Raw genomic sequence first — 12,414 nt, 5'->3', positions numbered from 1 at the left:
CACGAGGCTGTCGCGCTAGCGCGGCAGGGCGAGTTCGAACCACACGGTCTTCCCCGCCTCGCCGGGGCGGGTCCCCCAGCGTCGCGCGGCGGACGCCACCAGCTGCAGACCCCGGCCGTCCTCGTCGTCGGGGCGGGCGACGCGCTCGCGGGGCGGGTCGGGCAGCGGGTCGGAGACCTCCACCAGCAGGACCCCGGCGGCTCCGGCGGGTCCGCGCACCAGGCGGACGCCGATGGGGCCGGTGGCGTGCCGCAGGGCGTTCGTGACCAGCTCGCTGACCAGCAGGGCGGCAATGTCCCCGACACTGTCGAGCCGCCACTCGTCAAGGGTGCGGCGGACCAGGGAGCGGGCGGTGCGCACGGCGTCCGGCGCCGCGGGAAAGACCCACTCGGCACAGTCGCCCTCGCCGTCACCCACGCCGATCACTTCCCCGGCCGACGACCCCACCGCTGTCCGCTTTCGTGGGGTTAATGGGCACATACCCTTTATCCGGGCCCGGTACCGCTCACCGCGGTCCCACCTCGAGTCCCAGGTGTGCGAGCACCCGCTCGACGGCCGGTACGTCCTGGTCGAGCCAGGGCACGTCCCAGATCTGGGCGGGGGTCAGCCAGCGCAGTTCGTCGTGGTCCTCCAGGGGTGCGGGGGCGGCGGAGCCGGGGCGCAGGCGGGCGGTCCACACCTGGAGGACGAACGGCACTCTCAGGGGCCACTGTCCCGGGACGCGCTCACCGGGCTCGGCCGCCACCCCGAGCTCCTCGCGCAGTTCACGCACGAGCGCCGCCTCGGGCGTCTCGCCCGGCTCGACCTTGCCGCCGGGCAGCTCCCACCGTCCGGCCAGTTCGGCGGGTGCGCTGCGGCGCGCGGCGAGCAGGCGCCCGCCGTCGACCAGGGCGGCGCCCACCACGATCCGTTCCGTCATGCGCCGGAGCCTACGGCCTGTCGGGTCCGGCCCGACCCACCGTCGCGGGTCGGTCCGCCGTCGCGGGTCGGTCCGCCGTGGATCGGTCCCCTGTGGCCAGTCGGCCGTGGATCGGTCCGCCGTGGATCAGTCCGCGGTGGGCGTTCCGGCCGTGCCGAGCTTTTCGACCCAGTAGAGCTGCTTGTGCCCGCGACCGTCGAGGGTGTCCGCGATCTGCTGGGCCTCCGCCCGGGTCGCGTACCTGCCCACGCGGTAGCGATTGCCGTTGTCGTCCTGCCGGAAGACCAGCCAGGGAAGAGTGACCGTGCTGTCGTTCATCGCGCCCCTCCACTTCCCGTTCCCACCGCCCGCGGCACCCGCCGCGCCCCGCCCGCCAAGGAAACCGCAATCCGCATATGCCCGAGCCTACGCCCAACCTTCACGGAGCGAATACGGCTTTACACAAAGAGGTACGCAACCAGCCAGAACGCAGGGGGCGCACGATGCGGAACGCGCCGTCAGCGCACCCCGACACCTCCGGTCACGGGCATGACGGGGCCGGGCGAGGCGACCTGGGAGAACGACCGGATCGCAGCGCCGGCGCGAACGGCGCCGCGGGCACGGACAGCCGTGCGGGCGCGGGGGCGGAGCGCGGGAGGCGCACGACAGGCGTGCGCCATCTCACACCGACTCAGGCCGACTCGGGCCGCGATCGGGCGCGAACTCCCCCGGCTCCGGCGCAACTTGACGGACTACCGGACGGGCAGGTGGTACGCCACCCGGTAGCGGTCGGCCGGGACGACCACGTCGGCGGTCTCCACCGCGCGCCCGGAGGCGTAGAACGTGCGGTGCACGACCAGCACCACGTGCCCCGGTACGCCGCCCAGGGCGAGCAACTCCTCGGCGAGGCCGGGGCGGGCGCCGACCTCCTCGGTGACGTTGTCGACGACGACGTCGATGGCGGCCATCCGCTCGACGACGCCCATGCCGCCGAGCGGCCCCTCCTCGGGCAGCATCACCGGGGTGCGCCCGGTCAGGTCCAGGGGCTCCCACGAGGTGGAGAGCATCACGGCCTCACCGGCCTCCCGGAAGACGTACCGCGTGCACATCACCCGGTCGCCGGGCTTGATCCCCAGCCGCTCGGCGACCGCCCCGCTCGCCTCGGCCTGCTCGCTGCGCGACTCCCAGGTGCCGCGCCCGTCGCCGTCGGCCTGCTCCTGGCGGAAGGGCGTGGCGCCGCCGGCCGGCCGGTACCCGGAGCGGGCGACGCGCCGCGGGACGGGCCGCTCGCGCACATAGGTGCCGGAGCCGGAGCGGCCCTCGACCAGACCCTCGGCCATCAGCACCTTGCGGGCCTCCAGCGCGACGGTGTCCGAGACTCCGTACTCCTCGCGGATGCGCGCCTGGGACGGGAGGCGGGTATGGGGCGGCAGCAGGCCGTCGGCGATCTTCTTGCGGAGATCACCCGCGACACGCAGATACGCCGGCTGCTCACCGAATGTCACTGGCCGCTCCCATCAGGTTGTACAGACAGCAACAGCGTGGCAACCGTAGGTTGGCTCAGGCAAGCAAAGGCCAAAGAATCACTCGATGTGATGACTTATGTGTCCCGAGGGCTTTACGCAGGCACTTTCTCCCCACTGAGGCCGCTCTCACACCTCCACGCCGGGGTCGTCTCCCCCGCCGTCGCCACCGTCCTCGTAGTCCGGCTGTGTGGTGGCAAGGCCCAGAGCCTTGCGGGCGGTGACCGTGCTGTCGGCCACGACGAGGTCGTAGCCCTTGCCGTAGTGCTCGAAGTACGTGTCGAGGTCGGTGGCCTTCGCCGCCAGGCCCCACTCCCGCTGTGCCCCTCGCAGGTCCTCGGTCAACTCGGCGACCGGACGCCGGGCACCGGTGGGCCAGTCGTGCCCGTCCAGCATCGCGATCTCTTCCCTGAGCGCCTCCGAGACCTGGCCCGCCCAGACCCGGTAGCCCGCGAGGTCCTCCTCGACGGCCTCCGCCGCGGGCACCTCGTCCATGGCCCGGTTCAGGTGGCCCTCCGCGAGGAGGTACGTGTGCTGGTCCGGGTCGAGCCGCGCGCCGTCGTTGCGCAGCGAGCCGGTCAGCGTGTCCCGCTCGTCCGTGTTCCCGAACAGGCAGGTGATCTCGCGGTCACCGGTCCGCCAGCTCGCGGACGTCGGGGTCAGGTAGTACACGTCGACGTCGGCCGGCAGCGCCCAGCGGTCCATCGCGTAGGCGTCCTGGAGGGCGTAGCACCGGTCGTCGGCGGCGCGCGTGATCTCCGTGTCGCCCGGGTAGGACCCGTCCGGCAGGTCGAAGGCGGCGAACACCTCGCCGTCGTGCTCCTGCGTGCAGGGCACCTCGTCGACGTCGTACGTCACCCCTTGGAGGGAGCCGCCCGGAGTGGTGAAGCACTGGCCCTTCTCCAGTGAGTAGGCCGTGTCCTCGCCGCGCGCGGCGTCCCGGAAGCCGTCCCAGAAGTCGGCCGCGGCACCGGTGGCGAGCGTCAGCGTCCACAGGGCCAGTCCCACGGAGGACAGCACGCACCCGGCCACCGCGAACCCCTTGCCCCGCTCCCCCCGCTTCCGGATCCGGGCCAGCGCGATCAGGCCGAACACCAGCCCGACCGCCGGCACGAAGCACAGCACACCGAGCACGAACGCGGCGATGGCGAGCCCGTTCACGGGAGCCTGCCGGGGGTACGGCGCGAGCGGGTGGCCCCACTGCGGAGCGTACGGGCCCTGGGGGTACTGCCCTTGGGGTCCCGGCGGTGGCGGTGTCGACACGGGAACCGTGCTCCTGTTCGCGAGGGTGGTACGGCGACGGGTGCGGCCTCGCGCATCGTAAGGGGGCACGCGTGGGAGGCGCCGCGCGGGTCGCGGGCGCGCCGGGCGTCACTGCTCCCACAGCCGTCTGAGCGCCGCGTTGACCAGGAAGACACCGGCGAGGACGGCCGCCCAGCCCGGCCTCCCGGCGGCGGCCAGGGCGGCTGCACCGGCACCGAACCACAGCACCTCCAGGACGACCCGCCCGCCCCCTCGCGCCGGGTACCGGGCACGCGGCGATCCGAACAGTGCCCACGCCGTCATCATCACGGCCGGCGCGCCCACCCCCAGGGCCACCTCGACCGGCCACCCGTCCCCGACGGCGATCCCCCAGAGCGCGACCGCGATGTACACCGCGAGCTCCATCAGGAACATCACCAGCAGGTTGAGGGTCTTCAAGGACGAGAGCACGGCGGACTCCTGGTTCGGCGCGGGCACGGTCGGGCGCGGTGACCAAGGTGCCAGCAACGGCTCTCCGGCGCTGCTCAGTTGTCGAAGGCCGTGGCCCTGGTGTGCTTCTCCCAGGTCTCGACCTCCTCGCGGACCTGGTCGAGGTGGCCGAGGACCGCGCCGACGCCGTCATCCCCCAGCGGCAGGCGCAGCGGGGTGTGCTCGGCCGCGAGGGCCGCGCGGATGACCGCCGCCGCCTTGGCGGGGTCGCCGGGCTGGCTGCCGTCGCCCGCGGCGATCATCCCGCGGGTCTCGCCGACCTTGGGGTACGCGCCGCTGTCCGCGCTGATCCCGGCGTTGCCGGTCTCGAACAGGCCGGTGCGGAAGGAGCCCGGTTCGACGATCAGCACCTTGATCCCGAAGTCCTCGACCTCGTCCGCGAGCCCCTCGGACATGCCCTCCAGGGCGAACTTGGTGCCGCTGTACGCCGAGAAGCCCGCGAAGGACATCTGCCCGCCCATGCTGCTCATCTGCACGATCGCGCCGGAGCGCCGCTCCCGCATGGACGGCAGCACCGCGCGCGTCAGCGCGGCCGGTCCGAAGACGTGCACGTCGAACAGCGCGCGCAGCTCGTCCTCGCCGGTCTCCTCCAGGGCGCCCACGTGCGTGCGGCCCGCGTTGTTGACGAGCACGTCGATCCGCCCGTGCCGCGCCACCACGTCCCGTACGGCGTCCCCGGCGGCGGCCGTGTCGGCGACGTCCAGGCGCAGCGCCTCCATCTGGTCCGGGTGCGCGGCCACGAGGTCGCCGAGGGCCTCGGGACGCCGTGCCGCACCGACCACGACGTCGCCGTCGGCCAGGGCCGCCTCGGCGAGCGCCCGCCCGAAGCCGTTGCTCGCACCGGTGATCAGCCACACCTTGTTCATTCCGACTCCCTGGTTCCCTCGGTTCCCCTGTTCCGACGCCAACCACCCTGGGCCACAAGTCGGTTGCCGGTCCAAGACCCGCGGTGATAACCACTGGGCATGACGACGGACGTGCACGTGCGGGAGCTGCGCTACTTCGCGGCGGTGGCCGAGGAGCTGCACTTCACGCGTGCGGCCGAGCGCCTGTACGTGTCGCAGCCCGCGTTGAGCAAGCAGATCCGGGCGCTGGAGCGGCAGTTGGGCGCCGAGCTGTTCCGCCGTGACCCCCATGGTGTGTCCCTCACCGAGGCGGGTGCGGCGCTGCTGCCGCACGCCCGGCGGGTGCTGGCCGACTGGACCGAGGGCGCGGCGGCGGTGGAGGCGGCGCGTGCGGCTCGGCGCGGCACCCTCGTCGTCGGCATGAGCACCAGCCCCGGGCGCGGCGGTCTGCTGCCGGCGATCCGCTCCCGCTTCACGGCGGCCCACCCGGAGGCGGTCCTGCGGCTGCGGCAGATGACCTGGGAGGACCCGACCGCGGGCCTGTCCGACGGCACCGCCGACGTCGCGTACGTATGGCTGCCGCTGCCCGACGCCGACCGCTACGCCTGGACGGTGGTCGCCGAGGAACCCCGCCTGGTCGCCCTGCCCGAGACCCACCCCCTCACCGCCCGCGGGGAGATCGACTTCGCGGACCTGACCGACGAGCCGTTCCTCGCGCTGCCCCCGGAGGCGGGCGTGCTGCGCGACTTCTGGCTGGCGCTGGACGAACGGCGCGCACTCGACGGACCGGACGCCCGACCTCCGCGCGTCGGCGCGGAGATATCCGGCACGGAGGAGACGTACGAGGCACTGGTCGCGGGTCTCGGCATCTGCTTCGTGGCCACCGGCAACGCGCCGCTGATCACCCTGGGCGGCGTCGTCACCCGCCCGGTCCGCGGCCTGGCTCCCAGCCGCTACGTCCTGGCCCGGCGCCGCGAGGACGAGGGGCGCACGCTGGTGCGCGGGTACGTGGAGGCGTGCCGCCGGGTGACCGACCGGGCGTGACGGACCCTCAGGAGGGCTGCGGGGGCCGTTCGTCGAGGGCCTCCGGGAGCCGCTTCCCGCGGGCGACCGTCTCACGCTCAGCTCGTCCCATCGCGCACCGCGTCCCCTCCCGGCTCCGTCGAACGGCCGTCAGCCGCTGCGCACATGGGCCCGCACCCCCTGCAGACCGAACAGCACGAGCAGTTCGACCGCGCCGCCGTCGGCGCTGCCCAGCCAGTGCGGCAGGGAGGTGTCGAACTCGGCCGCCTCGCCGGGCGACAGCGTCAGGTCGCGCTCGCCGACCAGCAACCGCAGGCGGCCGCCGAGCACGTACAGCCACTCGTAACCCTCGTGGGTCTGCGGGGTCGGTTCGAGCGGTGCGGGGCGGCTCGGGATGATCATCTTGAACGCCTGGGTGCCGCCCGGCCGCCGGGACAACGGCACGAAGACCATGCCGTAGCGCTTGATCGGCTTCAGGTGGATGCGGGGGTCGCCCGTGCGCGGGGCGCCGACGAGGTCGTCCAGGGGGACGTCGTAGATCCGGGCGAGCGGCAGCAGCAGCTCCAGGGTGGCCCGGCGCTGCCCGCTCTCCAGCCGGGACAGCGTGCTCTCCGACACGCCGGTCGCCGCCGAGAGGTGGGCGAGGGTGATGCCCCGCTCGCGGCGCAGCGCGCGCAGTCGCGGGCCCACCGCGTCGAGTACGTCGTCCGTTCCGGCGTCCATCGGGCCACCTTGTCATAACAGCAAGTTTTCGTGCCGGATCGGGCGGTCGCTGTCGAGACTGGCCACGTCCGTCGCTCGCACCCGACCGAGCGTGTCGAGCAGCCGGTGCGACAGCCGGCCGAAGGCCGAACAACAGCCGACAGGTGCCGAGCAACAACCGGCCGAGGGCCGCACGCCCCGGGCTAGACCTCGTCGGCGCGCAGTGCCGCAAGCGAGAACCGACCGAAGGAGTTTCGATGAGTGCCACCGACGCGGTCACGTTCTGGGACGGTGTGTACGCCGCCCGTCCGGCGCCCGACGCGCCACGACCCAACGTCCGCCTGGTCGAGACGGTCACCGGCCTGCCGCCCGGTGACGCGCTGGACCTGGGGTGCGGCAGCGGCGGCGACGCGCTGTGGCTGGCCCGGCGGGGCTGGCGGGTCACGGCCGTGGACATCTCCGGCGTGGCGGCCGAGCGGCTCGCGGGGCTGGCCCGCGCACACGGCCTCGGCGACCTGGTCGACGCCGTACGGCACGACCTGCGCGCGGCCTTCCCCGAGGGCCGGTTCGACCTGGTCTGCGCCCACTACCTGCACACCCCCTTCGACCTGGACCGCGCGTCGGTGCTGCGTACCGCCGCGCACGCGCTGCGCCCGGGCGGGCGGCTGCTGGTCGTCGACCACGGTTCGACCGCGCCGTGGTCGTGGGACCAGGACCCCGAGGCCCGGTTCCCGTCCCCGGAGGAGGTGGCGTCGGACCTCGCCCTGGACCCGGCGACGTGGCGGGTCGAGCGGGCCGACGCCCCGCGCCGGACCGCGACCGGGCCGGGCGGGCGTACCGCCGAGGTCGTCGACCACGTCCTGCTCGTCCGCCGCACGGGCTGACCCGGCGCGATCCCACGAGGAGATCACCATGCCCATTACCCCCCGCACCTCTCGCACCCACCGCCGGGACACCCCGCCGCCCCGGACCGGCGGCGGCGAGGCCGAGACCCTGCGCGGGTTCCTCGACTACCTGCGGACCTCGATCGCCGGCAAGGTCGAGGGCGCCCCGGAACCGCAGGTACGCACGGCCGCGGTGCCGTCGGGCACCAACCTGCTCGGGCTGCTCAACCACCTGACCCACGTCGAGCGTGCCCTCTTCCTCGGAGAAGAGGTACGGAGCTGGCCGGCCACCTTCCGGGCCGCTCCCGAGGACGGCGTGGCCGAGGTCGTCGCCCGCTACCGCGCGGCCGTCGAACGGGCGAACCGCGTGCTCGACGCCTGCGCCGACCTCGGCGAACCACTCCCCCGGGCCCGTCCCGGCCGCCCGGCGCCCAGCGTCCGGTGGGCCCTGACCCACATGATCGAGGAGACGGGCCGCCACGCCGGCCACGCGGACATCCTGCGCGAACTGATCGACGGGACCACGGGGCGCTGACGGGCCGCCGGTCGGTCGAGGGGCCGGAAGCCGTCAGGCCGCGCTCGCGGACCCGCGTGAGCGGCGGTTGCGCCACCAGGTGACCAGCCAGAGGACGTTGACCCCGCCCAGCACCACCAGCACCGTCACCGCGTCGGCGTTCCCGGCGAGGCCGTGGCCCGGCCCCAGGCCGCGCACCGCCCGGACCAGGAGGGCGACGTCGACGGGCAGCGTGACCGCGGCCATGAACGTCAGGCAGGCGGCCGTGCCGACCACCAGGACGACGCTGTAGAGGCGGACGGCCCGGCGCTCGTGGGCGGGCAACCGGGCACTGGGGTCGCCGTCCCGGTCCCCCGCACGCACCCCACGGCGCACGGTCCGCATCGAGCGCATCGACCGCCGGGCCCGGTACCGGGCGTACGCCAGACCGTCGCCGTACAGATCTCGGCAGCCGGTGAGGTCCTGGAGGACGAAGTACAGGTCCGTGCGGGTGAAGACCATGCACTGGAAGGGCAGGGGCAGCAGGGCCAGCAACAGGGCCGCCGCCAGCAACCGGTGGGCGGTCGTGCCGGGCTCCGTCAGGGCGAGGACCAGGACCAGGGACGAGGCGACGGACAGGTTGAGGGCGATACCGGCCAGATAGGCCGTCAGCCGGTGCCGTCGGGGGGCGAGTTCGATGCCACTGATGTCGGTCTGCATGACGAGGAACTGGAGCCGGGTGCCCAGCCGCATCTTCCCCGGCACACCCGCCGCACGGGCGGTGACCAGGTGCGCCAGTTCATGGGCCAGCAGCAGCGTCCACCCGGCCGCCGCCCCGCTCAGCAGCACCACGCTGCCGTGGCGGCTCCACAGCAGGTCGCGGTAGCCCGGCAGCAGGTCGGGGCGGCGCACCAGGACGACGGCGGCGGCCACCAGCAGCGCCCCGACGAGCAGCGGGAGCACCGGGTGCAGGGCGAGGCGGACGTGGCGGGGGCGCAGCCACGGCAGTGACGCCCGCGGCGGTTCGGCATCCGGCACCGCGTGGTCGCCGATCCGGGCCACGAATCCCAGCGCGGCCAGGTCCCCGACGAAGTCCGCGATGTCGAACTCCTCCCCGGTCTCGGCGCGCAGCGACTCCTCCGTGCGCCCCACGCTCAGCCCCGCGCCGAGGAGTTCCACCGCACGCGCCCCGGCCGCGGGCAGGGCGACGAAGGTCCGGGTGGCCATGCGGCCCACGATCCACTCGTCCCGGTCCCGTCGTACGGCCAGGTCGTGCAGGAGGACACGGGTCGTCGGCGTGATCCGGGGCGGGCCGTCGGCGGCGGTGCTCACGGCGGCGTCGGCGCCCGCGGCGTCGGCCGCGGTGTCGGCCTCGGAGGCGTCGGCCGCGGGCCCGGCGGTGTCGGTCACGAGGGACCCCGGCCGCCGGAGCCGGAACGCTGGGCCGGTGCCGGATCGGGCTCCGCCGGGCGGCAGGCCGGGCAGTCGGGGCGCCGCGGCGAGCGTTGCAGGACCGGGTCGCCCGGCACCATGAGGTTGAGGCCGAACCGGCAGCCGGGTTCCACCGGCGGGACGCCGCACAGCAGCATCAGGGCGGCGTGGGCCAGCAGCCCACCGGACAGGCCCGCGGTCACGGCGTTGGCCGGATTCCACGGCATCCGGGGCGAGGCCACGTCCTCGTCCTGTCCCGGGGCGAGCCGCAGGTCGCGCCGCTCGATCTCGGCGTCGCGCAGGCACTGCCAGCACGCGCCCCGGCCCGGCGTGAAGACCCCCACGCTGACCAGCGGCCCGCGATAGCCCGCCTCCGCCCACGGCGTCCCCGAGGCCAGGCAGACCTGGTTGGCCCACCTGCGGATCGTGGCGGGCCGGTCGGCGGCGAGCAGCAGCGCGTCGTATCCCGGGGCGCCGTCGGCACCAGCGGCACCGGTCAGCAGGTCCTCGAGGTCCGCCGGGCCGCGCACCTCGCGCCGCTCGCCGGTGACCTCGGTGCCCGCGTTGAGCGCGCGCAGCGCGGCGAGCACCGCGTCGATCTTGGGTCTGCCGACGTCGCGTTCGCCGAAGAGGGTCTGCCGGTTGAGGTTGGACAGTTCGACCACGTCCGGTTCGACGCAGTGCAGCCGTCCCACTCCCGACGCCACCAGGTCCCGGGCGGCGGCCGAGCCGGTACCGCCGGCGCCGACCAGCAGGACCCGGGCCCGGCGGAGCAGCACCTGCGGGTCCCAGGGACTGCTCCTGGGCCGCAGGTCCATCCAGCGCATCAGGGTCATGCCCCTGCTGTGGCGCTCGCGTTCCCGCTCGGACAGTTCCGCGGGCGGCGGCGCACCGGCGTCCTCGACGTACCCGGCGTCGGTCAGGTCCGTCATCGCCTGGACGATGTCCGGGGCGGCCAGCCGCAGTTCCGGGTGGCGCCCGGACACCTCGGCGACGACGTCCGCGGCCGCCCGCGTCCCGTCCATGGCCCGGACCAGCGTCCAGACCCAGCCGTCGGGGTCCTTGACCTCGGCGCCGATGCCGTGGACGACGCTGCCGATCCGCACGTGCCCGTCCACGGTCCGGTAGGCGCGGTGCTCCGGCTTGATCCGGGGCCGCCGCATCGCGTGCACCGTCATTTTCGCGCCAACCTCGCATTCCCCAACCGCACGGTCTACAAGGGACGTTGACAACAGTGACGGGGTGGGCGAACGCTGGCAAGGGCACAGAGTGCCCCGCACACCCACGGGCACCGCGTGCACCACAGGCACGGCAGGCACCTCGTGTACTGCGGGCACGGCGGGCATCGCAGGCACCATCGGAAGGAGACGGCATGGCGAACAAGATCGAGATCCGTCCGCTGGACAAGAAGGAGACCACGGGCGACAGCGGTGGCAACGGCGGCGCCTGACCGGACGCGCCCCATGCAGCGCTACCTCACGGTCGCGGAGGTCACCGAGTCGGCGCGGCGGCTGGTCTCCCGGTTCCCCGGGGCCTGCCGCCTGCGCCGGATCGGCACCTCCCGGGCCGGCCGACCGATCCTGATGCTGTCCGTGGGCCATGGGCCGCGGCACGTCCTGGTGGTGGCCCGGCCGCACTCGGACGAGCCGGTGGGCGGCGCGACCGCGCTGGCCCTGGCGGAGCGGGTGGCCGACGGCGACCGCCGGTCCAGGGCGACCGACCCCGACACCGTCACCTGGGACATCGTCCTGTGTCTCGACCCGGACGGCGCGGCCCTGAGCGAGGGCCTGGAGGCGGCGACGGCCGCTCCCGGACACACCCTTGACCGCTACTACCGCGCCGCCTTCCGACCGGTCGCGGCGGAGCAGCCGGAGTGGGCGCCCATCGAGGGGCGGCGACTCCCGGAGAGCCGTGCGCTGCTCGACGCGATCGACGAGCTGCGGCCCGTTCTCCAGTGCTCGCTGCACAGCGTCGACGCCGGCGGCACGTGGGTCCAGCTGACCCGCGGCCTCCCCGGCCTCGCGGCACCCTTCCGCGCGTCCGCCACCTCGGTCGGCGTCCCGGTCCAGCACGGCACGTACGACGCCCTGTACTGGGAGAACCCGGCCCCCGGCATCCACGTCCTGCCCCCGCCGGACAGCACCGCCCGGCTGGCGGCCGGCTCCGAGAACATCGGCCTGTCCACCTGGTGCGCGCCCCAGCGGTACGGCGGTGTCACGGCGATCGTCGAGGTCCCCCTGTGGGCCACCGGTACGGCCGACGACACGTCCCCGCACCCCGACCCGACCGGTGCCCTGCGCGAGCTGTCCGGGCTGGTGCGGGAGAGCGGACGGCAGGTGACCGCCGTCTTCGAGAAGGCCCGGGGCTTCCTGCCGCCGGCCGGGGACAGCCCGCCCAGACGCGTACTCGAGTGGATGGCCGACGGCCTGTACGACCTGGTGGCCGAATCCTGGGAGCCCCTGCTCCGGCAGCCGGACGAGGGTTCCCGCACCGCGGCCCCACCCCGGCTGACGACGGCCGGGATCAGCGCCCTCGAGGTCGTCGCACGCCGCCAGCCGCTGCGCGCGGCCGGGCTCCTGCTGCGGCTGCTGCGGGCGGCCGGCGACCCGGCGGCCGACGTACTCCACCACGAGCTGGACGAGCTCTTCACCACCTGGTGCACGGACTTCGAGCAGTCCCTGCGACTGCGCTGGGTGCCCGTGCCCGACCAGGTGGCCCTCCAGACCCGCACGGTGGTGGCGGCGGCGGAGTGCGCGCTGAAACGCTGACCCACCGACCCGCCGACCCGCCGACGCACGGACGTACGCGGACGCGCTGCCGCGCCACGCACGGATGCACTGATCCGCTGACGCACTGACCGGCC

General features: G+C 74.3%; 14 protein-coding genes. 4 read left to right on the top strand and 10 right to left on the bottom strand.

What is annotated here, in order from left to right:
- Window positions 1-15: 15 nt before the first annotated feature.
- The 7 genes from IE258_RS03210 to IE258_RS03180 form a co-directional block, all read right to left on the bottom strand.
- Window positions 16-447, bottom strand: coding sequence for an ATP-binding protein (locus tag IE258_RS03210; RefSeq protein ID WP_189738631.1), 432 nt, complete (start codon window positions 445-447; stop codon window positions 16-18).
- A gap of 58 nt (window positions 448-505) precedes the next feature.
- Window positions 506-919 (bottom strand): (deoxy)nucleoside triphosphate pyrophosphohydrolase, encoded by a 414-nt coding sequence (locus IE258_RS03205; protein WP_164458762.1) that lies wholly within the window; start codon window positions 917-919, stop codon window positions 506-508.
- Window positions 920-1,045: 126 nt separating this feature from the next.
- Window positions 1,046-1,237 (bottom strand): SPOR domain-containing protein, encoded by a 192-nt coding sequence (locus IE258_RS03200; protein WP_159324176.1) that lies wholly within the window; start codon window positions 1,235-1,237, stop codon window positions 1,046-1,048.
- A 413-nt stretch (window positions 1,238-1,650) separates the two neighbouring features.
- A complete protein-coding gene (locus IE258_RS03195; protein WP_087807425.1) occupies window positions 1,651-2,403 on the bottom strand; it encodes a GntR family transcriptional regulator in 753 nt (250 codons plus the stop codon).
- A 147-nt stretch (window positions 2,404-2,550) separates the two neighbouring features.
- Window positions 2,551-3,684, bottom strand: coding sequence for a DUF4190 domain-containing protein (locus IE258_RS03190; RefSeq protein WP_189738628.1), 1,134 nt, complete (start codon window positions 3,682-3,684; stop codon window positions 2,551-2,553).
- Between the two features lie 108 nt (window positions 3,685-3,792).
- Entirely contained in the window at window positions 3,793-4,134 is a 342-nt protein-coding gene (locus IE258_RS03185) for a YrdB family protein (RefSeq protein WP_189738624.1), read from the bottom strand.
- Between the two features lie 74 nt (window positions 4,135-4,208).
- Complete coding sequence (locus IE258_RS03180) at window positions 4,209-5,039, bottom strand: oxidoreductase (RefSeq protein ID WP_189738621.1); 831 nt, start codon at window positions 5,037-5,039, stop codon at window positions 4,209-4,211.
- A 99-nt stretch (window positions 5,040-5,138) separates the two neighbouring features.
- On the opposite strand from IE258_RS03180, the gene IE258_RS03175 reads away from it, so the two are divergent.
- On the top strand, window positions 5,139-6,062 hold the full coding sequence (locus IE258_RS03175; RefSeq protein ID WP_189738618.1) for a LysR family transcriptional regulator: 924 nt from the start codon (window positions 5,139-5,141) through the stop codon (window positions 6,060-6,062).
- 129 nt (window positions 6,063-6,191) lie between these two features.
- On the opposite strand, the gene IE258_RS03170 is transcribed toward IE258_RS03175, so the two are convergent.
- A complete protein-coding gene (locus IE258_RS03170; protein ID WP_159324172.1) occupies window positions 6,192-6,764 on the bottom strand; it encodes a helix-turn-helix domain-containing protein in 573 nt (190 codons plus the stop codon).
- Window positions 6,765-7,000: 236 nt separating this feature from the next.
- Between IE258_RS03170 and IE258_RS03165 the strand changes: the two genes are divergently transcribed.
- Both IE258_RS03165 and IE258_RS03160 read left to right on the top strand, forming a co-directional pair.
- Window positions 7,001-7,627, top strand: coding sequence for an SAM-dependent methyltransferase (locus tag IE258_RS03165; protein WP_189738615.1), 627 nt, complete (start codon window positions 7,001-7,003; stop codon window positions 7,625-7,627).
- Between the two features lie 28 nt (window positions 7,628-7,655).
- Window positions 7,656-8,162, top strand: a complete 507-nt coding sequence (locus IE258_RS03160) for a DinB family protein (RefSeq protein WP_189738612.1) — start codon at window positions 7,656-7,658, stop codon at window positions 8,160-8,162.
- A gap of 33 nt (window positions 8,163-8,195) precedes the next feature.
- Here the strand turns inward: IE258_RS03160 and IE258_RS03155 are convergent, their stop codons facing one another.
- Window positions 8,196-9,530, bottom strand: coding sequence for a hypothetical protein (locus IE258_RS03155; protein ID WP_373309706.1), 1,335 nt, complete (start codon window positions 9,528-9,530; stop codon window positions 8,196-8,198).
- Window positions 9,527-10,729 (bottom strand): HesA/MoeB/ThiF family protein, encoded by a 1,203-nt coding sequence (locus IE258_RS03150; RefSeq protein WP_189738609.1) that lies wholly within the window; start codon window positions 10,727-10,729, stop codon window positions 9,527-9,529. The genes IE258_RS03155 and IE258_RS03150 overlap by 4 nt, the downstream gene beginning before the upstream one ends.
- 285 nt (window positions 10,730-11,014) lie before the next feature.
- On the opposite strand from IE258_RS03150, the gene IE258_RS03145 reads away from it, so the two are divergent.
- Complete coding sequence (locus IE258_RS03145; protein ID WP_189738606.1) at window positions 11,015-12,319, top strand: M14 family zinc carboxypeptidase; 1,305 nt, start codon at window positions 11,015-11,017, stop codon at window positions 12,317-12,319.
- The last annotated feature ends 95 nt before the right edge of the window (window positions 12,320-12,414 follow it).

The sequence above is a fragment of the Streptomyces tendae genome (assembly GCF_014650435.1).
Lineage (GTDB): Bacteria > Actinomycetota > Actinomycetes > Streptomycetales > Streptomycetaceae > Streptomyces > Streptomyces tendae.
Note: the sequence above shows the minus strand (reverse complement) of the source record. Positions and strands in the feature narration are given on the sequence as shown.